We start from the raw sequence: 26,034 nt of genomic DNA on the forward strand, positions 1-26,034 counted from the left end.
CCCCGAACGGGGGCCTCCCCCTCTGTCGTCGACCTGAGAGCTTCGCCGGACCCCGCACACGCGGTCCGGCTTTCACCGTCGGTGAGGAAAGGTTCCGGCACAGCCGGCCCGGCACCTGCCCTGCTTTCCAGAGTGACCTCGCCCGTGCGGTACGGGTGCCTGAGAGATTCCGGGGAGGATTTGCTCCTTCGGCGCCCCCGGCCCCGGGGGGCGGAGGACTCTCCCGCACGGGATCTGCGGCCACAGCCAGCCTACCAGCGGGGCCCCGGACCGGACCCCCGAGTGGCCGACGGGCCGGATCTGGCCTTACGTGGATCCCACGGGGAAGTCCGCCGACCAGTTGGAGGGACCGTGCACACGGGGATCGACCCGCGGAGCCTCATCGGCCGCAAGGCCTTCGACAGCGACGGTACGAAGATCGGCACCGTGGACGAGGTGTACCTCGACGACGCCACCGGGCTGCCCGAGTGGGCGGCCGTGCGCACCGGCCTGTTCGGCCGGGACGCCTTCGTCCCGCTGGAGCCGAGCGAGTTCGTCGACGGCACCCTGTACGTGCCCTACCGCCGGTCCTTGATCCGGAGCGCGCCGGACTTCGGGGTGGGCCGCCACCTCTCGCCGGAGCAGGAGATCCAGCTCTACCACCACTACGGGCTGGAGGCGGAGCTCCCGGACGGCGACGAGGAGGCCCCCGGCCGGGACGGCTCCGGACGGACCGCCGGATCCGGCACCTGACCGCCCGGCGGGCCGGGTTCCCGGCGCCCGCTCCGGCCGGGCTCCGGGCCGCCGGCCGGCCGTACCAGCGGCGGCGGCGCGGCCGGCTCCAGCGCCGGATCGTCCGCGCGGAAGGTCCGTACCCGCCCCGGATCCGACCAGGGCTGCTCGAACCGGACGGTCACCCGGCCCAGACCGCTGCCCTGCACCCAGCCAGTCCCGTACTCCGCGTGCCGCACGTCATGCCCGGGGTGCCACCGTCGGGAGCCCTCCCGGGGACCCCCGGCCTCCTCTGCGTCACCGGCCGGTGCCGCTTCCGCCGCGGCGAGGCCCTCCCCCGGCCGGTCGGGCCGGGTGCCCGCCTCCGCGTCCTCGTCCCCGCCCGGTCCGGTCCGCGCGCGGACGGCCGGGGCCGCCGGGCCGGTGCCCTCCAGCGCGGCCTGCGCGAAGAGATCCTCCTGGGTGAAGTCCGCCAGCCCGGTGACGCCGACGCCGAGCAGCCGCACCCCGCCGGTGGTGTCCACCCCGTCGAGCAGCCGCACCGCCGCCTCGCGCACCACCCCCGGGTCGTCGGTCGGACCGCGCAGGGTCTCCGAGCGGGTCAGCGTGGAGAAGTCGTAGCGCCGGACCTTGAGGACGACCGTGCGCCCGGACCGGCCCGCGGCCCGCAGGCGGGTGACACACCGGCCGGCCAGCCGCACCACCTCCCCGTACACCCGGGTCCGGTCGTGCAGGTCCACGTCGAAGGTGTCCTCCACGGAGACGGACTTGCTGTCCCGCTCGGCCACCACCGGGCGGTCGTCCCGGCCGGTGGCGAGGGCGTACAGCGAGCTGCCGTGCGCCTTGCCCAGCAGCCGCACCAACTCGGCCTCCCCCGCCCCGGCCATCTCCTCGACGGTGCCGATGCCCGCCCGGCGGAGCTGCTCGGCGGTGGCGGGCCCGACACCGGGCAGCACCCGGACCGACATCGGCTTTAGCAGTTCGCGTTCCGTACCGGGCTCGATGACCACGAGGCCGTCCGGCTTCGCCTGTTCGGACGCCATCTTGGCGAGCATCTTGGATCCGGCCAGGCCGACCGAGCCGGTGAGCGAGGTCCGCGCGCGGATCGCGGTCCGCAGCCGCTCGCCGGCCTCCCGGGCCGCGGCGGCGGTCGCCGGAGGAGCCGGGCCCGCCTCCAGGTCCACGAAGGCCTCGTCGAGGCTGAGCGGCTCGACCAGCGGCGACAGCTCCCGCAGCAGCTCCATGACCGTTTCGCTCACCTGCCGGTACAGCGAGAACCGGGGCGTCAGATAGGCGGCGTTGGGGCAGAGCCGGCGGGCCTGGGCCGTCGACATGGCCGAGTGGACACCGAAGACCCGCGCCTCGTAGGAGGCGGTGGCGACGACGCCGCGCGGCCCGAGACCGCCGACGACGACCGGCTTTCCGCGCAGACTGGGCTTGGACGCCTGCTCCGCCGAGGCGAAGAAGGCGTCCATGTCCAGGTGCAGGATCGTCGGAACCGGTCTCACGGCACCGATGCTGCCCTACGGCACCGACAACGGCTCCGGCGGCCGCGCCGCCACCGGACCGGCGCGCCGGGGCCGGTCTCAGCCGGCGCGGTTCCGGCGGCGGGCCAGTTCGTCACCGGGGTGGTGCCCGATCAGGGTCTCCCCGGTGTCCACCCGCTCCCCGTGCAGCTGCTGCAGCGCGCTCTCCACATCGCGCCAGACCACACCGACGGCGATGCCGAACATGCCCTGGCCGCCCTGCAGGAGGCCGACGACCTCGTCCGGGGAGGAGCACTCGTGGACCGTCGCGCCGTCGCTCATCAGCGTCATCCGGGCCAGGTCGGCCCGCTCACGGGTGCGCAGATGGCGCACCGCCGCGCGGATGTTCTGCAGGGAGACACCGGTGTCCAGGAACCGCTTGACGATCTTGAGGACGACGACGTCCTCGATGCTGTAGAGCCGCTGGCCGCCCGAGCCGTGAGCGGAGCGCACACTCGGCTCCACCAGCCCCGTACGGGCCCAGTAGTCGAGCTGCCGGTAGGTGATGCCCGCGGCCGCGCAGGCCGTGGGGCCCCGGTAGCCGACGTTCTCGGAAGGCTGACCGGGCGATGTCACGGGACCCGTCGCGGCGGTCTTCTGGATGGGGGCGGAGCCACCCGCGTGGAGCGGAATGGGACTGCCCGCCGCTGTACCGTCGCCGGTGCTGCTCACGCCGACCTCCGTCCTTGACCTGCCTTGTCGACGGTAGGCAGTCGCCGGGGGTGCGTCAACGATCGCCGCGCTCGGCACGCCGGGTGATAATCACCCCTGGGGTGGTTTTCCGTAACCGCGGGCGGGGAACGGCTCAGCGAATGCGCGGCGGGCGGTTGCGGGGAACTCCCGCCCGCGTCACTGGCTGCTGGTGCCGAAGTCCTCCGGCGAGATCTGGTCGAGGAACTCGCGGAACTTCTCCACCTCGTCCTCCTGCTCGTCCGGGATGGCGATACCGGCGTCGTCCAGCACCCCGTCACTGCCGTAGATCGGGGTACCGGTGCGCAGGGCCAGGGCTATGGCGTCGGACGGGCGGGCGCTCACCTCGACACCGCTCGCGAAGACCAGCTCCGCGTAGAAGACACCCTCCCGCAGATCCGTGATGCGGACCTGGGTCAGCTCCTGGCCCACCGCTTCGAGCACGTCCTTGAACAGGTCGTGCGTCAGCGGTCTGGCCGGGGCCATGCCCTGCTGGGCGAAGGCGATCGCGGTCGCCTCCCCCGGTCCGATCCAGATGGGAAGGTACCGATCGCCTCCCACCTCACGCAGGAGCACGATCGGTTGGTTGGAGGGCATTTCCACCCGGACACCCACAACGTCGAGCTCGTTCACACAGCAACCCTAGGACCTGCCCGGCCGTTTTGGGTAGTCGGGCACCCCTCGGAAGCGCGGAGTCAGCGCAGGCGCACCCCGAGCGACGACTGCACCAGGGCCGCGTGGAGCCGCAGCGAGAGGGTCGCCAGCTCGCGCGCGGTGGATTCGGCGTGGGCGCGCGTCTGGGGGTTGCGGTGCCGCCTCAGCGGCGAGACGACCTGTTCCACCAGGCCGGCCTCACGGTCCGCGGCCGCCTTCATGACCCGCAGATGCCGGGGCTCCAGACCGAAGCGGCCGATCTCCCCGAGCAGCCCGGCGATCGTGACGGCGTCGGGGCCGTAGCTCCCGTCCTCCAGCGGCGAGATCAGGCCGTACGACTCCCACTCGGCCAGGTCCCGCTCCTCCACCCCGGCCCCGGCCAGCAGCCCGGCGCGATCGGTCCGGGCGGGAGCCGGGTCCGCGTCCCCGGGGTCCAGCACACCGTCCAGCAGATCCCGGGCCCGGCCGGGCGCGGGGACGTCCGGCCGCTCGCCCCGCTCCAGCGCGTCCAGCTGCTCGCGGATCACCTTGAGCGGCAGATAGTGGTCGCGCTGCATCCGCAGAACCCGCGCGAGCCGTTCGACGTCGTCCGGGCTGAACTTGCGGTAGCCCGACGGCGTGCGCCGCGGCTCGACCAGGCCCTCCGCCTCCAGGAACCGGATCTTGGAGATGGTGATCTCCGGGAACTCGTCCCGGAGGAGGCCCAGCACCCGGCCGATGCTGAGCAAACGGCTGTCGGGGGCGGCGCCGGAGCCGGCGCCGCCCGACGGTGTCTGGCGCATGGGCCTTTCCCTGCGGTCAGATGCTCCGCTGGCTCGCGTAGAAGACCAGCCGGTACTTGCCGATCTGCACTTCGTCACCGTTGGTCAGCGGAACGGAGTCGATGCGCTCGCGGTTGACGTAGGTGCCGTTGAGGCTGCCGACATCGGCCACGGTGAAGCCGCCGTCCGGACCGCGGCGGAACTCCACGTGGCGCCGGGAGACGGTCACGTCGTCCAGGAAGATGTCGCTCTGCGGGTGGCGGCCGGCCGTGGTCAGCTCGCCGTCCAGCAGGAAGCGGCTGCCGGAGTTCGGGCCGCGCCGGACGACCAGCAGCGCCGAACCCGGCGGCAGGGCGTCGACGGCGGCCTGGGCCTCCGGCGAGAGCGGCGGCGCGGTCTGGCCGGTGGCCTCCGCCTCGTAGGCCTCCAGGCCCGAGATCGAGATCGTCGAGGTGGTCTCGGAGGGGCGCTCCGACGGCGCGCCGCGCAGCGGGGCACCGCAGTTGGAGCAGAAGCGGCTGGCCTCGGCGTTCCGGTGCCCGCACCTCGTACAAACCGGCAAGGCCGACATGGACTGTGCCTCCTGCTGCGACGGCCCACCGGGGGCCTGGGACGCGTACGGGCCGGAGCCGAACTCTCCACCCGCACTTGAGGTTGATGAACCTATGCGTCCGGACGCGGCAGGGTCAACAGAGGACGCGCCACTGCCCCCCTCGGCCCCCGCCACCTCGTCACGGAATAGCGGCCGCTCCGCCTGCTGCGCGCCGCCCTCTTCCGGGCCACCGGCCCGGTGACGGGCACCGCCCGACTCTTCCCGAGCGCTCTTACCGAACAACTTCCCGAACAACTTCACGGGCGATTCCCCTTGACCGAAACAGACCCGCCCGTGGGGCAGGACGAAACCTCATTGCACACCATGTGTGCCGACCCGGACATGAAGACAACGTCCGCGCCCACCAGACAGTTTCCACCACGCACCGCCCTCGCGGTGCTCCGACCCCCCGCAGCCGCACGCGCCCGGCGAGCCCCTCGCGCGTACCGCCCGCGCCCCGGCGACCGACCGCCTCTCACTGCGGTGACGACCGAGCGTAGTCAGGCCGATCCGCCGCCCGCAAGGCGTCCACGACGATCTTCTCCTCGCGGGTGACGGCCACCGTGGCCTGCTCCTTTTCCAAACTCTGCACCACACCGCCGGGAATGTTGAGGGCGGGCTCCAGATCCTGCGGATCGCCGATCGCCCTGATCCGGAACGGCTGCTCCACGCGCTGCCCGTCGATGCGGACCCGGTCGCCGTCCTGCGTGAAGAACGTACCCGCCACCACCCGGACGTCGTTGATCTGGATCGCCTCGGCACCGGCGGCCCGCAGCTCCTGTATGGCGTCCAGCAGCTTGTACGCGTCGACGGCCCCCTGCGGAGCACTGACGGTGATGGTGAGACCGGGGCCCTCGGCGGCCACCGTCCCGGCCAGCACGCCGAGTTGCTGCTCCTTCTGCTCCGTCTGCCGACGGGCCTCCTCGGCCTGGTCCGAGCTGTTCTCCAGCTCTGTGCGCTGCTCCTCCAGACGCTGCTGCTCGTCCTGGAGCCGCTGGGTCTGGTCGCCGATCTCGTCGAGGATCCGGACGAGGTCCTCCTGGCGCGCGCCGCGGAGCACGCTGGCGTCGCTCGTGGAACGGACCTGGATCGCCAGGCCCAGCCCGAGCACGCACAGCAGCAGCGCCACGATGAGCTGGGCGCGGCTGACCCGCGGCGGCCAGAGAGCGGCCCGCAGCCGCTGACGTCCCGTCACCCCCTCCTCCCCGCGCGGGCTCACCGGCGCCGGGGCGACGGCTCCCGCGCCGGGAGCGGGTGCGGGGGGTGTGGGCGCGCCGGACGAGGCGTCCGCCGCCGCCGGTTCGCCGCCGGGGCACTCCCCGCCGGCACCCGGAGTCTTCTCCTCGGGCAGCGGCTGCCGTCCCGGCCCCGGGCGCCGCGCGGCACCCGTGCCGCTCCGGGGCTCCGCGTGCCCCTCCGGGGTCCGGCCGCGGTCCGCGCCGGTGTCCTCCGGCTCCGGTGTCCTGTCGTCGTTCATCGGCCTCACGCCCGGAAGATGTGCCGGCGGATGGCGGCGGCGTTGGAGAAGATCCGGATGCCGAGCACCACCACGACACCGGTGGACAACTGCGCCCCGACACCCAGCTTGTCACCGAGGAAGACGATCAAAGCGGCCACCACCACGTTCGACAGGAACGACACCACGAAGACCTTGTCGTCGAAGATGCCGTCCAGCATCGCCCGCAGACCGCCGAACACCGCGTCCAGCGCGGCCACCACGGCGATGGGCAGATACGGCTCCACCACCGCCGGAACCTCCGGCCGGATCAGCAGTCCGACCACGACGCCCACGACGAGGCCCAGTACGGCGATCACGATATGCCCTTCCCTGTGTCGGCGGCGCTCTTGCCGCCGGCGCCCAGCGGTTTCGCGGTTCGAATGATCAGACTCGGCGCGGCCGGCAGGTCGACCCGTTCGTGCGCCGAGATGCTCGCACGGACCCCGTAGTTCTCCTGCAGCACCTTCAGATACTGACCGCCGGCACTGTTCTGGAAAGCCTTGCGCAGCCGCTGCCCGTTCCCCACCGCGAGCACCGTGTACGGCGGCGCCAGCGGCCTGTTGTCGACGAGTATCGCCTCGCCGGCCCTTCTGATCGCCGAGACGGCGGTGAGCCGCTGGCCGTTGATCGCGACCGCCTCGGCCCCCGCGCCCCACAGCCCGTTGACGACATGCTGCATGTCACGGTCACGGACCCGTCCGCTGTCGGCGAAGCTGCTGCTCTCCCGCGGTCCGTCGCCGCCCGCCGCCGTGCTCTCGGCGTCGTCCACCACCAGTCGCAGGCCCGGGCCGTGCACCGGGGTCGCCCCCGCCAGCAGCGCGGTCAGCTCCTCCTGGCTTCCTCCGTGCTTCTCCAGCGCCTCGCGCTGAGCGGCTCCGACCTCCCGGCGCAGCCGCTCGACGTTCCGCTCCAGCGTGTCGGACCGTTCCGTCCCGTCCTCGATCCGGCTGATCAGCTCCTCGCGCTCCTTGGCACGGACCGGGGCCTCCACCCTGGCCTGCGCGGCGCCGACGGTCACGACGATCGCCGCGAGCACCAGGCCCGCCGCGAGCCCCAGCTTCGACCGCAGGGTCTTCGGCAGGCCGGCCGAGCCCTCGGCCGCACGGCGGGCAGCGGCCTCCGCGTAACCCTCGTCCAGGCTGTGCTCCGTCACGTTTGTCAGCAGCGACATGGACGCGTCGGGACGCGACCGGCGCGCGGGAGTGCTCCGATCGGGGGACTGCTGCGACATGACGCACATCGTCGCATGTGAGGGCCGCCACCGCCGAATGGGCCCACCGGTTCGGCCGATCGTGAGTGGCCCGCCGGCATGCGGCGGGCCACTCACGGCATCCCTGCAGGGCGACGGCTCAGCGGCCGGCGCCGTCCACCACCGCGGCCCACTCGTCGAGCAGCTGCTGCGCGGAGGCGTCGTCCGGGCCCTCGGCCCACAGATGGGTGACCGCCTCCGCCGGGTCCGGCAGGACCATGATCCAGCGGCCGTCGGCCTCCACGACCCGCACACCGTCGGTGGTGTCGACGTGCCGGTCACCGGCGGCTTCCACCACGCTGCGCATGACGAGGCCCTTGACCGCCCACGGCGTGGCGATGTCCCGGCGCCGCACATGGGCCCGCGGGATCCGCGCGTCGATCTGGCTCAACGTCAGCTGAGTCCGGGCGACCAGGGCGATCAGGCGGACGAAGGCGGCCGTACCGTCGAAGACGCTGCTGAACTCGGGGACGATGAAACCGCCCCTGCCGTCACCGCCGAAGACCGTGGACTCCGCACGGCTGACCCGGGTCAGGTCGTCCGGTGACGTCGTCGTCCACTCCACCTGCGTGCCGTGGTAGGCGGCGACCTGCTCCGCGATCCTGGTGGTGGTCACGGGGAGCGCGACCCGGCCGCTGCGCCGCTCGGCCGCCACCAGATCCAGCATGACCAGCAGGGCGCGGTCGTCCTCCACGATCCGCCCGCGCTCGTCGACCAGGGACAGCCGCTCGCCGACGGGGTCGAAGCGCACCCCGAACGCGGCGCGGGCGGAGGCGACGATCTCGCCGAGCCGCACCAGGCCGGAGCGGCGGGCGTCCGCCGTCTCGGTGGGACGCGACTCGTCGAGGCCCGGGTTGATCGTGAGAGCGTCGACCCCGAGCCGCCCGAGGAGGCTGGGGAGGACCAGTCCGGCGCTGCCGTTGGAAGCGTCGACCACGATCTTGAGTCCTGCCTCGGCGACGCCCGTGGTGTCGACGGCACGCAGCAGCGAACCGGTGTACGCGTCGAACACGCTGGCCGGGAAGCGGAGATCGCCGATCTCCCCGGGGAAGGCCCGGCGGTACTCCTGGCGGGCGAAGACCCGGTCGAGTTTACGCTGCCCCGCCTGGGAGAGATCCGCCCCGCGTTCGTCGAAGAACATGATGTCGACGGAGTCGGGCACCCCGGGGGTCGTTCGGATCATGATGCCGCCGGCACTGCCGCGCGCGGTCTGCTGACGGGCCACCGGCAGCGGCACGTTCTCCAGGTCCCGCACGTCGATGGCGCTGGTCTGGAGAGCGGAGATCACCGCCCTCTTGAGCGCCCGGGCGCCCCGGGAGTGGTCGCGCGCCGTGGTGACCGTCGACCCCTTCTTGAGGGTGGTCGCATAGGCCCCGGCGAGCCGCACCACCAGCTCGGGGGTGATCTCGACGTTGAGGATGCCGCTCACCCCGCGGGCCCCGAAAAGCTGCGCCTGGCCGCGGGACTCCCAGATCACCGAGGTGTTGACGAAGGCGCCCGCCTCGATGGTCTTGAACGGGTAGACCCGGACGTTGCCCTGCACAATCGATTCCTCGCCGACGAGGCACTCGTCGCCGATCACGGCTCCGTCCTCGATCCGGGCGGCGCGCATGATGTCGGTGTTCTTGCCGATGACGCAGCCGCGCAGATTGCTCTGCTGGCCGATGTACACGTTGTCGTGGACGACGGCCTTGTGCAGGAATGCGCCGCTCTTCACCACGACATTCGATCCGACGACGGTGTGCTCCCGGATTTCGACCCCGGATTCCACCTTGGCGTAGTCACCGATGTAGAGCGGGCCGCGCAGCACCGCTTCCGGACTCACCTCGGCGCCCTCGGCCACCCAGACACCGGGAGAGATCTCGAAACCGTCGATGTCCACATCGACCTTGCCCTCGAGCACGTCGGCCTGCGCCTTGACGTAGCTCTCGTGAGTTCCGACGTCCTCCCAGTAGCCCTCGGCGATGTAGCCGTAAATCGGCTTGCCTTCCTTCATCAGCTGCGGGAAGACATCGCCGGACCAGTCGACCGAGACATCGGCCTCGACATAGTCGAAGACCTCGGGCTCCATGACGTAAATGCCGGTGTTGACGGTGTCCGAGAACACCTGCCCCCACGTCGGCTTCTCCAGGAACCGCTCGACCTTCCCCTCCTCGTCGACAATGGTGATGCCGAATTCGAGGGGATTGGGCACTCTGGTCAGGCAGACGGTGACCAGTGCGCCCTTCTCCTTGTGGAAGTTGACGAGCTCGGTGAGGTCGAAATCGGTGAGCGCGTCACCGGAGATGACGAGGAAGGAGTCGTCCTTGAGGGCTTCCTCAGCGTTCTTGACGCTGCCGGCAGTACCGAGGGGTTTTTCCTCGTTGGCGTAGGTGAGCTCCATTCCGAGCTCTTCCCCGTCACCGAAGTAGTTTTTGACGAGGGAGGCGAGAAACTGCACCGTCACCACGGTCTCGCTCAGCCCGTGCCGCTTGAGCAGCCTCAGAACATGCTCCATGATTGGCCGGTTCGCCACCGGCAGCAGTGGCTTGGGCATGCTTGAGGTCATGGGGCGAAGGCGTGTGCCTTCACCGCCGGCCATCACGACGGCCTTCATGTCGGAAGCGTCCTCCTTGAAGAGACGACGGTCACACCGACCGAGCTCGGCCGGTCCGTCGGGGTGGACCCACCGCACTGGCACGCGGAAACCCTGCGTTCGGCCAGGGCCACGGCGTCGGGGCAGGCTCAGTCGGTCGAGGTATCCGCCTTCACGAGTCGGCGGACCTGAACCACATAGAGAGTTCCTGCCCACCAGTAGAGAGTTGTACCCCATCCCGCGAACGCCCATCCGAAAATAGCAGCGAGCTGCGGAAGCCATCCGCTTCCGTCACTCAGCAGCAGCAACGGGAAGGCGTACATGAGGTTGAACGTCGCCGCCTTGCCGAGAAAGTTGACCTGGGGCGGCGGATAGCCGTGCCGGCGGAGGATGCCCACCATCACCAGCAGGATGAGATCCCGGGCGAGGAGCGCCGCGGTCAGCCAGAGGGGAATGATGTCGCGCCACGTCAGACCGACGATGGTCGTGAGGATGTACAGACGGTCGGCCGCCGGGTCGAGGATCCGTCCCAGGCTGCTGATCTGGTTCCAGCGGCGGGCGAGCTTGCCGTCCAGGTAGTCGCTGACGCCGCTCAGGGCAAGGACGAGCAGGGCCCATCCGTCGGCCTTGGGCCCCCCGAACTCCGGCAGCAGAATCAGCCACAGGAAGAGGGGCACGCCCAGCAGGCGGGCCATGCTGAGAATGTTCGGGATGGTGAGGACACGGTCTGTCTGGACCCTTGTCTCCTGGACCTCCACCCGTGGCCTCCCGGAAGGACGTTTTCGACGATGCTCCCCGACCTTACCGGTGTGCGGGGGCCGGCGAGCGCAGAGGGTCGGCGGGCGATCCGGACACGCAAAAAAGCCGGGTTTCCCGGGCCGGTCAAGGCCCGGGAAACCCGGCTTCACAAGGAGTTCGGCGGCGTCCTACTCTCCCACAGGGTCCCCCCTGCAGTACCATCGGCGCTGAAAGGCTTAGCTTCCGGGTTCGGAATGTAACCGGGCGTTTCCCTCACGCTATAACCACCGAAACACTATGAAACTGTACGAACCGGACGGCAACACAGTTCGTTATTTCAGAACCAACACAGTGGACGCGAGCATCTGAGGACAAGCCCTCGGCCTATTAGTACCAGTCAACTCCACACCTTGCGGTGCTTCCATATCTGGCCTATCAACCCAGTCGTCTACTGGGAGCCTTAACCCCTCAAGGGGGTGGGAGTCCTCATCTCGAAGCAGGCTTCCCGCTTAGATGCTTTCAGCGGTTATCCCTCCCGAACGTAGCCAACCAGCCATGCCCTTGGCAGGACAACTGGCACACCAGAGGTTCGTCCGTCCCGGTCCTCTCGTACTAGGGACAGCCCTTCTCAAGACTCCTACGCGCACAGCGGATAGGGACCGAACTGTCTCACGACGTTCTAAACCCAGCTCGCGTACCGCTTTAATGGGCGAACAGCCCAACCCTTGGGACCGACTCCAGCCCCAGGATGCGACGAGCCGACATCGAGGTGCCAAACCATCCCGTCGATATGGACTCTTGGGGAAGATCAGCCTGTTATCCCCGGGGTACCTTTTATCCGTTGAGCGACGGCGCTTCCACAAGCCACCGCCGGATCACTAGTCCCGACTTTCGTCCCTGCTCGACCCGTCGGTCTCACAGTCAAGCTCCCTTGTGCACTTACACTCAACACCTGATTACCAACCAGGCTGAGGGAACCTTTGGGCGCCTCCGTTACCCTTTAGGAGGCAACCGCCCCAGTTAAACTACCCACCAGACACTGTCCCTGATCCGGATCACGGACCCAGGTTAGACATCCAGCACGACCAGAGTGGTATTTCAACGACGACTCCACCCGAACTAGCGTCCGGGCTTCACAGTCTCCCACCTATCCTACACAAGCCGAACCGAACACCAATATCAAGCTGTAGTAAAGGTCCCGGGGTCTTTCCGTCCTGCTGCGCGAAACGAGCATCTTTACTCGTAGTGCAATTTCACCGGGCCTATGGTTGAGACAGTCGAGAAGTCGTTACGCCATTCGTGCAGGTCGGAACTTACCCGACAAGGAATTTCGCTACCTTAGGATGGTTATAGTTACCACCGCCGTTTACTGGCGCTTAAGTTCTCAGCTTCGCACACCCGAAAGCGCACTAACCGGTCCCCTTAACGTTCCAGCACCGGGCAGGCGTCAGTCCGTATACATCGCCTTACGGCTTCGCACGGACCTGTGTTTTTTAGTAAACAGTCGCTTCTCGCTGGTCTCTGCGGCCACCACCAGCTCACACCGCAAGGGCGATCACCAGCAATGGCCCCCCTTCTCCCGAAGTTACGGGGGCATTTTGCCGAGTTCCTTAACCATAGTTCACCCGAACGCCTCGGTATTCTCTACCTGACCACCTGAGTCGGTTTAGGGTACGGGCCGCCATGAAACTCGCTAGAGGCTTTTCTCGACAGCATAGGATCATCCACTTCACCACAATCGGCTCGGCATCAGGTCTCACCCTTACACGGAGGACGGATTTACCTACCCTCCGGGCTACACCCTTACCCCGGGACAACCACCGCCCGGGCTGGACTACCTTCCTGCGTCACCCCATCACTCACCTACTACCCCCTTGGATCGTCGGCTCCACCACTCCGACCTCGTCCGAAGACTCAGCCGGCGGCTTCACGGACTTAGCATCAGAAGGTTCAGCGCTGGCGCTTCAAAGCGGGTACCGGAATATCAACCGGTTGTCCATCGACTACGCCTGTCGGCCTCGCCTTAGGTCCCGACTTACCCTGGGCAGATCAGCTTGACCCAGGAACCCTTAGTCAATCGGCGCACACGTTTCCCACGTGTGTATCGCTACTCATGCCTGCATTCTCACTCGTGAACCGTCCACCACTGCCTTCCGGCGCGGCTTCACCCGGCACACGACGCTCCCCTACCCATCAGCACCCCGTTAGGTATATGTGCCAATGACACGACTTCGGCGGTACGCTTGAGCCCCGCTACATTGTCGGCGCGGAATCACTTGACCAGTGAGCTATTACGCACTCTTTCAAGGATGGCTGCTTCTAAGCCAACCTCCTGGTTGTCTCTGCGACTCCACATCCTTTCCCACTTAGCGTACGCTTAGGGGCCTTAGTCGATGCTCTGGGCTGTTTCCCTCTCGACCATGGAGCTTATCCCCCACAGTCTCACTGCCGCGCTCTCACTTACCGGCATTCGGAGTTTGGCTAAGGTCAGTAACCCGGTAGGGCCCATCGCCTATCCAGTGCTCTACCTCCGGCAAGAAACACACGACGCTGCACCTAAATGCATTTCGGGGAGAACCAGCTATCACGGAGTTTGATTGGCCTTTCACCCCTAACCACAGGTCATCCCCCAGGTTTTCAACCCTGGTGGGTTCGGTCCTCCACACGGTCTTACCCGCGCTTCAACCTGCCCATGGCTAGATCACTCCGCTTCGGGTCTTGAGCGCGCTACTGAATCGCCCTATTCGGACTCGCTTTCGCTACGGCTTCCCCACACGGGTTAACCTCGCAACACACCGCAAACTCGCAGGCTCATTCTTCAAAAGGCACGCAGTCACGACGCACCGGACAAGTCCGATGCGCGACGCTCCCACGGCTTGTAGGCACACGGTTTCAGGTACTATTTCACTCCGCTCCCGCGGTACTTTTCACCATTCCCTCACGGTACTATCCGCTATCGGTCACCAGGGAATATTTAGGCTTAGCGGGTGGTCCCGCCAGATTCACACGGGATTTCTCGGGCCCCGTGCTACTTGGGTGGTTCTCAAACGAGCCGTACAGATTTCAGCTACGGGGGTCTTACCCTCTACGCCGGGCCTTTCGCATGCCCTTCGCCTACCCATACGGTTTCTGACTCGCCGACCGGCCGGCAGACCGATCAAGAGAACTCCCACAACCCCGTAAGCGCAACCCCTGCCGGGTATCACACGCCTACGGTTTGGCCTCATCCGGTTTCGCTCGCCACTACTCCCGGAATCACGGTTGTTTTCTCTTCCTGCGGGTACTGAGATGTTTCACTTCCCCGCGTTCCCTCCACATACCCTATGTGTTCAGGTATGGGTGACAGCCCATGACGACTGCCGGGTTTCCCCATTCGGACACCCCCGGATCAAAGCTCGGTTGACAGCTCCCCGGGGCCTATCGCGGCCTCCCACGTCCTTCATCGGTTCCTGGTACCAAGGCATCCACCGTGCGCCCTTAAAAACTTGGCCACAGATGCTCGCGTCCACTGTGCAGTTCTCAAACAACGACCAGCCACCCGCCACCCCACCCCACACGGAATGAGTACACCGGGACCGGCACCAAAGGACACAAGCTTCACAGCCCGTACCCTCAGACACCCAACAGCGCGCCCGGCCCGACCCGTTACCCGATCACGTTCCACGCCCCGAAGAGCAGTACTGGTGACCGGCCAACCGGCCGTGCCGAATAGTCAACGTTCCACCCATGAGCAACCACCGCCGGACACTCGCCGGCGCAATGGCCCTGGACCACCGAGCAGTCAAGCTCGGCGGCCTAGATGCTCCTTAGAAAGGAGGTGATCCAGCCGCACCTTCCGGTACGGCTACCTTGTTACGACTTCGTCCCAATCGCCAGTCCCACCTTCGACGATTCCCTCCCTTACGGGTTGGGCCACCGGCTTCGGGTGTTACCGACTTTCGTGACGTGACGGGCGGTGTGTACAAGGCCCGGGAACGTATTCACCGCAGCAATGCTGATCTGCGATTACTAGCGACTCCGACTTCATGGGGTCGAGTTGCAGACCCCAATCCGAACTGAGACCGGCTTTTTGAGATTCGCTCCACCTCGCGGTATCGCAGCTCATTGTACCGGCCATTGTAGCACGTGTGCAGCCCAAGACATAAGGGGCATGATGACTTGACGTCGTCCCCACCTTCCTCCGAGTTGACCCCGGCAGTCTCCTGTGAGTCCCCATCACCCCGAAAGGCATGCTGGCAACACAGAACAAGGGTTGCGCTCGTTGCGGGACTTAACCCAACATCTCACGACACGAGCTGACGACAGCCATGCACCACCTGTACACCGACCACAAGGGGGGCCGTATCTCTACGGCTTTCCGGTGTATGTCAAGCCTTGGTAAGGTTCTTCGCGTTGCGTCGAATTAAGCCACATGCTCCGCCGCTTGTGCGGGCCCCCGTCAATTCCTTTGAGTTTTAGCCTTGCGGCCGTACTCCCCAGGCGGGGAACTTAATGCGTTAGCTGCGGCACGGACGACGTGGAATGTCGCCCACACCTAGTTCCCAACGTTTACGGCGTGGACTACCAGGGTATCTAATCCTGTTCGCTCCCCACGCTTTCGCTCCTCAGCGTCAGTATCGGCCCAGAGATCCGCCTTCGCCACCGGTGTTCCTCCTGATATCTGCGCATTTCACCGCTACACCAGGAATTCCGATCTCCCCTACCGAACTCTAGCCTGCCCGTATCGAATGCAGACCCGGGGTTAAGCCCCGGGCTTTCACATCCGACGTGACAAGCCGCCTACGAGCTCTTTACGCCCAATAATTCCGGACAACGCTCGCACCCTACGTATTACCGCGGCTGCTGGCACGTAGTTAGCCGGTGCTTCTTCTGCAGGTACCGTCACTTGCGCTTCTTCCCTGCTGAAAGAGGTTTACAACCCGAAGGCCGTCATCCCTCACGCGGCGTCGCTGCATCAGGCTTCCGCCCATTGTGCAATATTCCCCACTGCTGCCTCCCGTAGGAGTCTGGGCCGTGTCTCAGTCCCAGTGTGGCCGGTCGCCCTCTCAGGCCGGCTACCCGTCGTCGCCTTGGTAGGCCATCACCCCACCAACAAGCTGATAGGCCGCGGGCTCATCCTGCACCGCCGGAGCTTTCCACCACCATCGGATGCCCGAGATGGTCGTATCCGGTATTAGACCCCGTTTCCAGGGCTTGTCCCAGAGTGCAGGGCAGATTGCCCACGTGTTACTCACCCGTTCGCCACTAATCCCCTCCGAAGAGGTTCATCGTTCGACTTGCATGTGTTAAGCACGCCGCCAGCGTTCGTCCTGAGCCAGGATCAAACTCTCCGTGAATGCTTCACGCAAGAGCGGCGCGGACCGGAGGAATAATCCGGTACCGCGCACAGCGTCCTCGCTGTAAGATTGCCTCCCGACCGCCACCGAAACGGTGGCACGGGAGGGCTTTTTCAAAGGAACCTCATCCCGGCAGCAAACAAAGAGTTGCCGCCCGGACGGGGTATCAACATATCTGGCGTTGACTTTTGGCACGCTGTTGAGTTCTCAAGGAACGGACGCTTCCTTCGGCCCCGTCTACCGGGCCCTCCGGGCGCTTCCCTTCGGTGTTTCCAACTCTATCAGTGGTTCCGACTCTCTCCGACCACTGTCCGAGGACATGCGGAGAACGGAAGTCGCTAGCCATGTCAAAGAGTTGGAAGGTGCTGCCCACTCCGCACGGCCAATCCGCCGGTGCTCCCTCGTGGGCAGGGGTTCGACAGTACAGCGCACCGCCGCGGCGAAGCAAATCGATTCGGCATCGGCCCGTTTGGGGTCCATGACTTAGGCTTCTGCCAGCACGCCGCCCCTGGCGCGGCCAGGCGGGCGCCGTTTGATCAATCTCCGCTCGAGAGGCTTCCCATGACCACCGTGACGTCCCCGGTCGCCGGCCGTTCCATCGGACTCGCGGCGGTGCCCGATCCGGTGTTCTCCGGTGCGATGGTGGGCCCGGGCACCGCCGTTGACCCCGTGCGTGAGCCGTCCGTCGCCGTCGCACCCGTGGACGGCATCATCGTCTCCCTGCACCCGCACGCCTTCGTCGTCGTCGACGAGGAGGGCCACGGTGTGCTGACACATCTGGGCATCGACACGGTGCAGTTCAACGGCGAGGGTTTTGAACTCCTGGTCAACAAGGGCGACACGGTGCGCCGGGGTGACCCGGTCGTGCGGTGGGACCCCGTGCAGGTCGAGGCGGCCGGCAAGTCCCCGGTCTGCCCGGTCGTGGCGCTGGAGGCCACCGCGGAGTCGCTCTCCGACATCTCCGAGTCCGGTGACGTCGCCGCGGGCGCCCTTCTCTTCTCCTGGACTTGAGCACGGCGCCGTCGCGGGACGGCGGACACGACTTCCCTCGCGGCGGGCGGCAGGGCCCGGCCGCATCGATCGGAGACGGGTGCGATGAAGACAACACTGCGAGGCGTCGGCGTGAGCCACGGAGTGGCGATCGGCGAGGTACGGCACATGGGGACGGCGGTGCTGGAGCCGCCCGCCAAGCAGATTCCCGAACAGGAGGCGCCGCGTGAGCAGGCCCGGGCGCGGCGGGCCGTGGAGGCCGTCTCCGCGGACCTGACGGCCCGTGGGCAGTTGGCCGGGGGCGAGGCGCAGGCGGTGCTCGAGGCCCAGGCGATGATGGCCCAGGACCCGGAGCTGATGGCCGATGTCGACCGCCGGATCGCGGTGGGCAGCACCGCTGAGCGTGCCGTGTACGACGCCCTTGCGGCGTACCGGTCGCTGCTCGCGGGGGCCGGGGAGTATCTGGCCGGGCGGGTGGCCGATCTGGACGATGTGCGGAACCGGATCGTGGCGCGGCTGCTCGGGGTGCCGATGCCGGGGGTTCCGGACAGCGACGAGCCGTATGTCCTGATCGCGCGGGATCTGGCGCCGGCCGACACCGCGCTGCTCGACCCGACGCTGGTGCTGGGCTTCGTCACCGAGGAGGGCGGGCCGACCAGCCACAGCGCGATTCTGGCGCGGGCCCTCGGGGTCCCGGCCGTCGTGGCGCTGCCGGGGGCGTGCGACCTGGCCGAGGGGACGGTCATCGCCGTCGACGGCAGCACCGGTGAGGTGTTCGTGTCGCCGAGCGGGGAGAAGCGGGCGGAGATCGAGGCGGCGGCGGCCGCGCGGCGGGCCGCGCTGACCGCGGTCACCGGGCCGGGGGCGACCTCGGACGGGCACAAGGTGCCGCTGCTCGCCAACGTCGGCGGGCCGGCCGATGTGCCGGCGGCGGTCGAGGCCGGCGCCGAGGGCGTGGGGCTGTTCCGCACCGAGTTCCTGTTCCTGGACGACGGTGAGAACGCGCCGTCGGAGGAGAAGCAGGTCGAGGCCTACCGGACGGTGCTGGAGGCGTTCCCTGAGGGGCGGGTGGTCGTCCGGGTGCTGGACGCGGGGGCCGACAAGCCGCTCGCCTTCCTGACTCCGGCCGACGAGCCGAATCCCGCGCTCGGTGTGCGGGGCCTGCGGACCCTGCTGGACCATCCCGAGGTGTTGCGGACCCAGCTCACGGCCCTGGCCCGGGCCGCCGAGGGGCTGCCGGTCTATCTGGAGGTCATGGCCCCGATGGTGGCGGACCGCACCGACGCCAGGGCGTTCGCCGATGCCTGTCGGGAGGCCGGGCTGCGGGCGAAGTTCGGGGCCATGGTGGAGATTCCGTCGGCCGCGCTGCGGGCCCGGTCCATCCTGCAGGAGGTGGAGTTCCTCTCCCTGGGGACCAATGACCTCGCGCAGTACACCTTCGCGGCGGACCGGCAGGTCGGTGCCGTGTCCCGGCTGCAGGACCCCTGGCAGCCGGCGCTGCTCGACCTGGTGGCGATCTCGGCGGAAGCGGCCAAGGCGGAGGGCAAGAGCTGCGGGGTGTGCGGGGAGGCCGCCTCGGATCCACTGCTCGCCTGTGTGCTGACGGGTCTGGGTGTCACGAGTCTGTCCATGGGCGCCGCCTCGCTGCCGTATGTGCGGGCGACACTGGCCCAGCACACCCTGGCCCAGTGCGAGCGGGCGGCGGCGGCCGCCCGCGCGGCCGACACCGCCGAGGAGGCCCGGCGGGCCGCGCAGGCGGTGCTGTCCGGGGAGTGACCGGCGGGGCCGGTGCCCGTACGGAGTGTTGTTGCCGGCCGGTGGCCGTTCCGCTGCGGCGGAGCGGCCACCGGCCGTTTCCGGTCAGCCGCCGTCCGCCGGTGGCCCGCAGCAGCCGTCCGGTTCCGGGAGGTCGAGGCCGGGAAGGTGGTCGACGCCCGGTTCGGGGGCCACCGGTTCACCGGTCCCGGGGTCGGTGCAGTAGGCGGAGAAGACCTCCGCGGCCGTCAGGGGGCGGAGCCAGGCGTCCCGCAGGGCCCAGCCGCGGACCCGGTCACGGCCGTCGGGGACGCTGGTGCGCAGCACGACTCCGCCCGGGGCGCCGGTGGCGATGCCCGCGGCGAGCACCGAGCAGAAGAGCATCGTCTCCGCCTCCGGGCTGCGGAGCCCGCCGCGCTCCCCGCCCTCGGCGTGCAGGGCCGCGGTGAGGGGCGCGGGGCCTGCCGGCACGCTGCAGACGAGGTGGTGGACGCCCGGGCCGGCCGCGTCGACCAGCCGCAGGAGGGCGTGGGAGGCGCGGCTGCAGGCCGTGCGGCCGATGTCCTCGCCGCAGCCGGGGCAGTCGCCCGCCGCGGCCAGGATCATGGTGGCGACCTCCAGGCCGGCGCGGCGCTCGGCGGCGTCGACGAGTTGGGGTACCAGCAGGCCGACCGGCTGTCCGTCGTAGGGGACGGTGGCGCCGGCCGCGGCGAGTTCGGCGGTGTAGCGGGCGCGGCTGGCGGGCTTGGCCGGGTCGATGCCGTGCTCGGCGCAGTAGGCGTGGAAGCGGCCCGGGTCGAGGAGGGCGACGGTGGTGTGGCCGTCCCGGGCGGCGAGGGCGCGGAGCGCGTCCTCGGTCTGGCGGAGGTAGGCCCGGTGGCCGTCGAGCGCGGTGAAGGGCGGGTAGTTCCGCATGGCGGCGAAGTCCTCCTCGTCGGCCAGCAGGGCGAGGGTGGCGGCGGCTTCGCGGAGCAGCGGGTGCCGGACGGTGGTGGTCTTGCGGTCGGATCGGGACATGGCCGGGTCTCCCCCTCGGTTACGTTCGGTTCTCTTCGGAACCGGATTTCTCACTGAACGTAACCGGGGGTCTGACAAGCGGGCGGGCGGCTGCCGGCCGGTGGGGGGAGCGGGCCGGCCCGCCCGCGGGTCAGGGGCGGTCGGCCGCGCGTTGCTCGGCGACGCGCCCGTAGAAGCGGAGCAGTTCGATGTTGTCGACGGAGCCCGGGTTGACCGCCTTGTCGAGGGCGACGCCCTGGAGGAGCCGCTTGACCGGGACTTCGATGCGCTTGCCGGTGAGGGTGTGCGGGACGCCCGGGGCCTCGATGATCTCGTCGGGGACGTGGCGGGGGGAGAGCTGCTCGCGGATGACGCGCCGGATCCGGTCACGGAGCGCGTCGTCGAGGACGGCTCCCTCCGCGAGGTGGACGAAGAGCGGCATCCAGTAGCCCCCGTCGGGCTGTTCGACGCCGATGACGAGGGACTCCCGGATTTCGGGGAGCCGTTCGACGGCCTCGTAGATGTCGGCGGAACCCATGCGGACGCCCTGGCGGTTGAGGGTGGAGTCGGAGCGGCCGTGGATGACGACGGAGCCGCGCGAGGTGACGGTGATCCAGTCCCCGTGGCGCCAGTTGCCGGGGAACATCTCGAAGTAGCTCTCGCGGTAGCGGGAGCCGTCGGGGTCGTTCCAGAAGTGGATGGGCATGGACGGCATGGGGGTGGTGACGACGAGCTCGCCGACCTCGTCGGTGACGGGCCTTCCCTGCGGGTCCCACGCCTGGAGGCCGGTGCCGAGGCCCGGTGCCTGGAGTTCGCCGGTGTGGACCGGGAGAGTGGGGACGGCGCCCGCGAAGCAGCTGCAGACGTCGGTGCCGCCGCTGACGGAGGCGATCCACAGGTCTTCGGACACCTCGTCGTGGATCCAGCGGAAGCCGTCGGGCGGGAGGGGGGAGCCCGTGGTGGCGACGCACTGGACGCGGGAGAGGTCGAAGTCGCGGCCGGGGTGGACGCCGGCCTTGCGGCAGGCCATGACATAGGCGGCCGAGGTGCCGTAGAGGGTGGCGCCGGTGCGTTCGGCGACGCGCCACTGGGCGTCGGTGGCGGGGTAACCGGGGCTGCCGTCGTAGAGGACGACGGTGGTGCCGGTGAGCAGGCCGGAGACGAGGAAGTTCCACATCATCCAGCCGGTGGAGGTGTACCAGAAGAAGCGGTCCTCCGGGCCGAGGTCGCAGTGGAGTCCGAGTTGCTTGAGGTGTTCGACGAGGATGCCGCCCTGGGACTGGACGATGGCCTTCGGCAGCCCGGTGGTGCCGGAGGAGTAGAGGACCCACAGCGGGTGGTCGAAGGGGACGTGTTCGAAGACCGGTTCGGTGTCGGCGGCGGTGAGGGCGTCCCACTCCAGGGCGCCCTCGGGGGCGGGGGTGCCGAGCAGCGGGATGTGCACGGTGGCGCGCAGGCCCCGGAGCTCGCGGCGGAGTTCGGCGACGGTCTCCGTGCGGTCGTGCTCCTTGCCGCCGTAGCGGTAGCCGTCGACGGTGAACAGGACCACGGGCTCGACCTGCTGGAAGCGGTCGAGGACGCTGCGCGCGCCGAAGTCGGGCGCGCAGGAGGTCCAGACGCCACCGACGGCGGCGGTGGCCAGGAGGGCGACGGCGGCTTCGGGGATGTTGGGGAGGTAGCCGCTGACCCGGTCACCGGGGCGGACGCCGAGGCGGCGCAGCCCGGCGGCGAGCGAGCCCACCTGGCGGCGGAGTTCGGCCCAGGTGACGGGGAGCGGTTCGTGGGTTTCGTCGACGTACAGCAGGGCCGGGTCGCCGGCGCGGGCCGGGTCCTCGGCGGCGCGGAGGGCGTGCTCGGCGTAGTTGAGGGTGGCGCCGGGGAACCAGGTGGCGCCGGGCATGGAGCGGTCGGCGAGGACCGTCTCGTACGGGGTGGTGAAACGGACGTCGAACCACTCGGTCACCGCCTGCCAGAACGTGGCCAGTTCGCCGACGGACCACTGGTGCAGGGCGGCGTAGCTCGCGGCGGGGTCGCCGGGGACGGCTGCGGGGGCGCCGAAGCGTTCGGCGGCCCAGGCCTGGAAGCGGGTCAGCCGGGCGCCCTCGATCCGGTCGGGTCCGGGGCTCCACAGGGGCTCCGGCTGCTCCGGCCCGTCTGCGGTCGTCGGTGCTGCGCTGTGCGCGGCGGTCATGGCGGCTCCCGTGCTGTGTCCACGCGTCGTGTGCGTCGTCGCCGCGCACGGTCCGGCCCCCGGGGTGGTGGCCGGGGGGCGTGCGGGTGCGCGGCGGCTGTGCAGGACGATGCCATGGGATCGTCCTCCGCACCAGGGCGGACCCGCCACAGCGGGTCGGCGGGAGGTGTGGGCGCGCCACACGCCGGGCCGGGCGCGGGCGTGTGCCGGGCCGGGTTCCGGTCCGTGCGGAGCGGGGGCGCGCCGTCGTGGCGACGGCGGTCCGGGGGCTCGGTCAAGGTGTGGTGAACGACAGTTGAACAAAGGACATCCGGGCTCTCCCCATCGGTCGGCCGAGTGGCAGTCTGAGCAGCATGGATGCGCGTGGCCTGGTGCGGTCGGTGGGGGTGCTGGGGACGGCCCGGGGTGTGCGGTCGGTCCGGTCGGCGTGGCGCCGGAGCCGGGCCGACGCGGCGGCGCTGCCGCGCCCGGGGGCGGAGCGGGCCCGGGTACCGGGTGCGGCCGTGGGCGCGGAGCCGCGGCCCGGTGGCGGGGTGGTGCGGTTCGCGCGGTCCTCGCTGCTGGTGCGGGTGACGGTGGGCGGCGCGGTGTTCTGCGGCTGGGACGGCGCCGGGCCGGAGCCGTCGTACGGGCTGGCGCACGGCTGCCCGGCGGCCGACGCGCGGGCGGAGCTGGAGCCCGACACGGAGGGCGGCTGGCGGGTGGTCTCGGAGCGGATGACCGTGGCGGTCTCGCGTCTCGGCGCGGTGGAGTTCCGTACGCCGGGCGGGTGGTGCTGCGGCGGGATCTGCCGCCGCGCTGGTGGGACGCGGCGGATGCGGGGACGCCGGGAGCGCGGGGACGCCGGGGCGGCTCTCCGGGCGGGCGGGTCCCGCTGGACGCAGTGTTCCCGGGTGGCGGCGGACGCGCGGTTCTTCGGCCTGGGCGCCCGCGCGGCGGGCCGCGGCTGGCCGGCGGCCCGTACCGGCTCTGGAACACGGCCCCCGGCGGGGCGTTCGGGCCGGGGAACGACCCGCTGCCGGTGACGATGCCGGTGCAGCTGGTCGTCGCGGACGCGGGGACCCATCTGGTCTTCCACGACAACTCCTGGAACGGCTGGGTGCGGCTGCGGGAGGGGGCCGAGGGCGCGGGTTCCGGGCACGACCGGCCGGGCAGCTGCGAACTGCGGTTCGATGGCGGCCCGGTGCGTTCCTGGACGGTGGTGGGCGGCCCGGCCCGGGTGCTGCGCGGCTGGACGGCGCTCACCGGCGCTCCCGCGCTCCCGCCGGGCTGGGCGTTCGGGCACCAGCACGCGTACGACGCGTCCGGCGGCGGGGGCGAGGAGGGCGCGCCGGCGGTGGCGGCGGCGTACCGGGAGCTCGGGCTGCCGCTGTCGGCCCTGCATGTGGACTCCCCCGGCCTTCCGGCGCGGCGGAAGGCCGGGCACGGGTCCGTTGACGGGGCTGCCCGGAGTGACGGCCACGGAACGGGGCTCGGTCCCGGGTCCGGGTCCGCGACCGGCTTCGGCTCCGGCTCCGGCTCCGGCGCGGAGACGGTCCGGCTCGTGGCGGCCGTCCGTCCCGGAGTGCGCCCGGAGCGCGGCGATCCCGCGTACGACGGCGGGGTGGCCGCCGATGTCTTCGTGCGGGACGCCAGGGGCCGGAAGGTGCGGGGCCTGGTGGAGGCCGGGGACGCGGTGTTCCCCGACTTCACCGATGTCCGGGTGCGCAAGTGGTGGGGCGGCCTGCTGGAGGAGCGGCTGCCGCGCGGTACCGCCGGTCTCTGGCTGGACGGGAACGAACCGCTGTCCCTGACGGCGTTCGGTGACGCCACGCTGCCGCTGTCGGCGCGGCACGCGCTGGACGGGCGGGAGGGCGACCACCGGGAGGCGCACAACGTCTACGGCCTGCTGATGGCACGGGCCGCTTACGAGCACCTGTACGAACTGCGCCCGCAGGAGCGGCCGTTCCTCGTCTCCCGTGCGGGCTGGGCGGGCAGCCAGCGCTATGGGGGCGTGGTGGCGGGCCCGGCGGTGGCGGACTGGAGTGGGCTGCGGGCGTCACTGTCGCTGGTGCTCGGTCTGGGGCTGTGCGGGGTGCCGTATTGCGGGCCGGACGTGGGCGGCGGTGAGCCGCTGCCGCCGGAGCTGTACCTGCGCTGGTTCCAACTGGCCGCGTATCTGCCGCTGTTCCGCACCCGGTCACCCGGCGGCCCCGGTACGGCGACGCCGGGCCGGCCGCGGGGGCCGTGGGAGGCGGCGCCCTGGGTGCTGGAGCACGCCCGGGCCGCGCTGGCCGGGCGCGAGCGGCTGCTGCCGTACTTCCTGACGCTGGCGCGGATCGCGCGGCGCACCGGGGCGCCGTATGTGCGTCCGCCGTGGTGGGGAGCGCCGGGTGACCGGCGGTTGCGGGACTGCGGGGACACGTTCCTGCTGGGCGACGCGCTGCTGGTCGCACCGGTGCTGGAGCCGGGGGCGGTCCGGCGGGCGGTGCGGCTGCCGCGCGGACGCTGGTACGACACGGTGACCGAAGACGTGTACGAAGGGCCGGGGACAGTGGTGCTGGAGGCGCCGCTGTCGCGGATCCCGGTGCTGGCGCGGGCGGGCGCGGTGCTGCCGGTGGCGTCGCCGGCGGGCGGAAGCTGGAGGTGTGGGCCCCGGCGCCGGGGCGGACGGGACGCGGGGTGTTCGCGGCGGGCACGGGTGACGGTGCGGAGCGCCCCGGTTCGAGCGGTTCACCACCCGGCGTGACGGCGGGCGGGTGGTGGTCGAGCGGGAGGGCGGCGGTGAGACCGGGCTGCCGCTGCGGATCCGCGGGCTTCCGGCGGCGGAGCGCTGAGCGGGCGGGATCGGGGCCCGCGGCCGGGTGCCGTTCGGGGCTGCCGTGGGGCACCGCCCCGCCGCCCCGGGGCGCCCTTGCCCCGTCAGAGCGGCGCGTAGCGGTAGCGGCCCACGAACCAGCCGCGGACGGCCTCCGTGTGCAGGGGGAAGGCCAGTTCGGCGGGGGCGCTCAGGATCTGCCAGCCGTCGGTCTCGTCGGTGGGGGCGGACGGTGGCAGGTCCGTGGCATCGCGTTCGGGCAGCAGCCCGAAGACCAGCAGGTGCCCGCCGGGGGAGCTGAGGACGTCCGCGAGACGCACCTCCCGTTCGGCGGCCTCGATTCCGGTCTCCTCGCGGAGTTCGCGGACGACGGCGGCACGCCAGTCCTCACCGTGGTCGATGAATCCGCCCGGCAGGGCGAGCAGGCCGCGCCCGGGCTCGATGGCACGGCGGACCACGGCCAGCCCCGCGCCGCCGGACCGGCCTGCGCCCGTCGTACGCACGGGAAGCAGGGCCACCGCGACCGGCAGCGGGTTGCGGTAGGAGACGCTCGCGCAGTTCGCGCAGGTACGGGGCCATGCGGTGCCGGGCGGGAAGGCGGCACCGCAGAAGGAGCAGTGGGAATCCGGTCGCGGCTCGGTGATCACGGGCGGACTGTAGCGGACGCGACGGGTCCCCGGGCGGCTCCCCCCGGGTTCCGGTCCGTCCCGGCCGCAGGCGTTTGGGCGGTGGGTGGCGGGTACCCCGCACGGTGAGCGATGCCCGTCACCGGCCCCCGGCGGGCACCGGTCGCGGCAGGGTACGCGCGGGGCAGACTCCCCAGCGGCCGGCGCGCTTGCGGGTGCTCCCGCGGGCGTCCCGGGCTCCGTCCCGCACGCCGGGTCCCGGCCACCGGGACACGCGAACCGTGACCGGGCGGGGACGCGACGGCGGGCGCCGAACGCCGCGGGCCGCGGTGCGCCGGCACGGTACTCC

The 26,034-nt window shown here is 70.1% G+C and carries 16 protein-coding genes, 3 rRNA genes, 1 pseudogene and 1 riboswitch; of the genes and pseudogenes, 4 read left to right on the forward strand and 16 right to left on the reverse strand.

Features of this window, described 5'->3' with window-relative positions; genetic code table 11:
* Positions 1 to 137: 137 nt before the first annotated feature.
* Positions 138 to 236: riboswitch (glycine riboswitch) on the reverse strand.
* 115 nt (positions 237 to 351) lie between these two features.
* A complete protein-coding gene (locus tag E4N63_RS01430) occupies positions 352 to 732 on the forward strand; it encodes a PRC-barrel domain-containing protein (RefSeq protein ID WP_185831293.1) in 381 nt (126 codons plus the stop codon).
* On the opposite strand, the gene E4N63_RS01435 is transcribed toward E4N63_RS01430, so the two are convergent.
* From E4N63_RS01435 to E4N63_RS01495, 13 genes are all read right to left on the reverse strand, one after another.
* Complete coding sequence (locus tag E4N63_RS01435) at positions 645 to 2,219, reverse strand: DNA polymerase IV (protein ID WP_230239689.1); 1,575 nt, start codon at positions 2,217 to 2,219, stop codon at positions 645 to 647. The genes E4N63_RS01430 and E4N63_RS01435 overlap by 88 nt on opposite strands.
* A gap of 78 nt (positions 2,220 to 2,297) precedes the next feature.
* Positions 2,298 to 2,909, reverse strand: coding sequence for a MerR family transcriptional regulator (locus tag E4N63_RS01440; protein ID WP_125626164.1), 612 nt, complete (start codon positions 2,907 to 2,909; stop codon positions 2,298 to 2,300).
* A 177-nt stretch (positions 2,910 to 3,086) separates the two neighbouring features.
* The gene (locus tag E4N63_RS01445) at positions 3,087 to 3,560 is read right to left on the reverse strand and encodes a bifunctional nuclease family protein (protein WP_039820899.1); all 474 of its coding nucleotides are present in this window, start codon (positions 3,558 to 3,560) and stop codon (positions 3,087 to 3,089) included.
* A 62-nt stretch (positions 3,561 to 3,622) separates the two neighbouring features.
* The gene (locus tag E4N63_RS01450) at positions 3,623 to 4,363 is read right to left on the reverse strand and encodes a MerR family transcriptional regulator (protein WP_019708258.1); all 741 of its coding nucleotides are present in this window, start codon (positions 4,361 to 4,363) and stop codon (positions 3,623 to 3,625) included.
* A gap of 16 nt (positions 4,364 to 4,379) precedes the next feature.
* Complete coding sequence (locus E4N63_RS31360; RefSeq protein ID WP_078649913.1) at positions 4,380 to 5,237, reverse strand: FHA domain-containing protein; 858 nt, start codon at positions 5,235 to 5,237, stop codon at positions 4,380 to 4,382.
* A 172-nt stretch (positions 5,238 to 5,409) separates the two neighbouring features.
* Positions 5,410 to 6,411, reverse strand: a complete 1,002-nt coding sequence (locus E4N63_RS01460; RefSeq protein WP_230242294.1) for a DUF881 domain-containing protein — start codon at positions 6,409 to 6,411, stop codon at positions 5,410 to 5,412.
* 5 nt (positions 6,412 to 6,416) lie between these two features.
* Entirely contained in the window at positions 6,417 to 6,749 is a 333-nt protein-coding gene (locus E4N63_RS01465; protein WP_125626162.1) for a small basic family protein, read from the reverse strand.
* On the reverse strand, positions 6,746 to 7,663 hold the full coding sequence (locus tag E4N63_RS01470; protein WP_125626161.1) for a DUF881 domain-containing protein: 918 nt from the start codon (positions 7,661 to 7,663) through the stop codon (positions 6,746 to 6,748). The genes E4N63_RS01465 and E4N63_RS01470 overlap by 4 nt, the downstream gene beginning before the upstream one ends.
* Positions 7,664 to 7,781: 118 nt before the next feature.
* A complete protein-coding gene (locus E4N63_RS01475; protein ID WP_230239690.1) occupies positions 7,782 to 10,277 on the reverse strand; it encodes a mannose-1-phosphate guanyltransferase in 2,496 nt (831 codons plus the stop codon).
* Positions 10,278 to 10,405: 128 nt separating this feature from the next.
* Complete coding sequence (locus E4N63_RS01480; RefSeq protein WP_019708252.1) at positions 10,406 to 11,014, reverse strand: CDP-alcohol phosphatidyltransferase family protein; 609 nt, start codon at positions 11,012 to 11,014, stop codon at positions 10,406 to 10,408.
* A 155-nt stretch (positions 11,015 to 11,169) separates the two neighbouring features.
* Positions 11,170 to 11,286: ribosomal RNA gene (gene rrf, locus E4N63_RS01485) — 5S ribosomal RNA — on the reverse strand.
* Positions 11,287 to 11,361: 75 nt separating this feature from the next.
* Positions 11,362 to 14,485 (reverse strand): 23S ribosomal RNA (locus tag E4N63_RS01490).
* Between the two features lie 319 nt (positions 14,486 to 14,804).
* Positions 14,805 to 16,330: ribosomal RNA gene (locus tag E4N63_RS01495) — 16S ribosomal RNA — on the reverse strand.
* Together the 16S, 23S and 5S rRNA genes form the textbook arrangement of a ribosomal RNA operon.
* Before the next feature lie 561 nt (positions 16,331 to 16,891).
* On the opposite strand from E4N63_RS01495, the gene E4N63_RS01500 reads away from it, so the two are divergent.
* Together E4N63_RS01500 and ptsP are read left to right on the forward strand one after the other, a co-directional pair.
* Positions 16,892 to 17,341 carry a PTS glucose transporter subunit IIA gene (locus tag E4N63_RS01500; protein ID WP_230239691.1) on the forward strand — a complete coding sequence of 150 codons (450 nt, stop codon included), beginning with the start codon at positions 16,892 to 16,894 and terminating at the stop codon, positions 17,339 to 17,341.
* A gap of 84 nt (positions 17,342 to 17,425) precedes the next feature.
* Positions 17,426 to 19,096, forward strand: a complete 1,671-nt coding sequence (ptsP, locus tag E4N63_RS01505; RefSeq protein WP_125626602.1) for a phosphoenolpyruvate--protein phosphotransferase — start codon at positions 17,426 to 17,428, stop codon at positions 19,094 to 19,096.
* Positions 19,097 to 19,180: 84 nt separating this feature from the next.
* Here ptsP and E4N63_RS01510 read toward each other — a convergent pair whose 3' ends face one another.
* Positions 19,181 to 20,092: a hypothetical protein gene (locus E4N63_RS01510; RefSeq protein WP_125626603.1), complete on the reverse strand. Its 912-nt coding sequence runs from the start codon at positions 20,090 to 20,092 to the stop codon at positions 19,181 to 19,183.
* A gap of 130 nt (positions 20,093 to 20,222) precedes the next feature.
* Positions 20,223 to 22,262, reverse strand: coding sequence for an acetoacetate--CoA ligase (locus E4N63_RS01515; protein WP_230239692.1), 2,040 nt, complete (start codon positions 22,260 to 22,262; stop codon positions 20,223 to 20,225).
* A 353-nt stretch (positions 22,263 to 22,615) separates the two neighbouring features.
* On the opposite strand from E4N63_RS01515, the pseudogene E4N63_RS01520 reads away from it, so the two are divergent.
* A pseudogene (locus E4N63_RS01520) lies at positions 22,616 to 25,078 on the forward strand (glycoside hydrolase family 31 protein).
* Between the two features lie 85 nt (positions 25,079 to 25,163).
* On the opposite strand, the gene E4N63_RS01525 reads toward E4N63_RS01520, so the two are convergent.
* Positions 25,164 to 25,706 carry an NUDIX domain-containing protein gene (locus tag E4N63_RS01525; RefSeq protein ID WP_374112658.1) on the reverse strand — a complete coding sequence of 181 codons (543 nt, stop codon included), beginning with the start codon at positions 25,704 to 25,706 and terminating at the stop codon, positions 25,164 to 25,166.
* Between the last annotated feature and the right edge of the window lie 328 nt (positions 25,707 to 26,034).

The organism is Streptomyces sp. MNU89 (genome assembly GCF_020982505.1).
Lineage (GTDB): Bacteria > Actinomycetota > Actinomycetes > Streptomycetales > Streptomycetaceae > Streptomyces > Streptomyces xinghaiensis.

Coding starts and splice junctions, on each gene's coding strand:
- ptsP (WP_125626602.1), top strand. CDS start 17,426: ATGAAGACAACACTGCGAGGCGTCGGCGTGAGCCACGGAGTGGCGATC.
- E4N63_RS01510 (WP_125626603.1), bottom strand. CDS start 20,092: ATGTCCCGATCCGACCGCAAGACCACCACCGTCCGGCACCCGCTGCTC.
- E4N63_RS01460 (WP_230242294.1), bottom strand. CDS start 6,411: ATGAACGACGACAGGACACCGGAGCCGGAGGACACCGGCGCGGACCGC.
- E4N63_RS01500 (WP_230239691.1), top strand. CDS start 16,892: ATGACCACCGTGACGTCCCCGGTCGCCGGCCGTTCCATCGGACTCGCG.
- E4N63_RS01470 (WP_125626161.1), bottom strand. CDS start 7,663: ATGTCGCAGCAGTCCCCCGATCGGAGCACTCCCGCGCGCCGGTCGCGT.
- E4N63_RS01450 (WP_019708258.1), bottom strand. CDS start 4,363: ATGCGCCAGACACCGTCGGGCGGCGCCGGCTCCGGCGCCGCCCCCGAC.
- E4N63_RS01475 (WP_230239690.1), bottom strand. CDS start 10,277: ATGAAGGCCGTCGTGATGGCCGGCGGTGAAGGCACACGCCTTCGCCCC.
- E4N63_RS01515 (WP_230239692.1), bottom strand. CDS start 22,262: ATGACCGCCGCGCACAGCGCAGCACCGACGACCGCAGACGGGCCGGAG.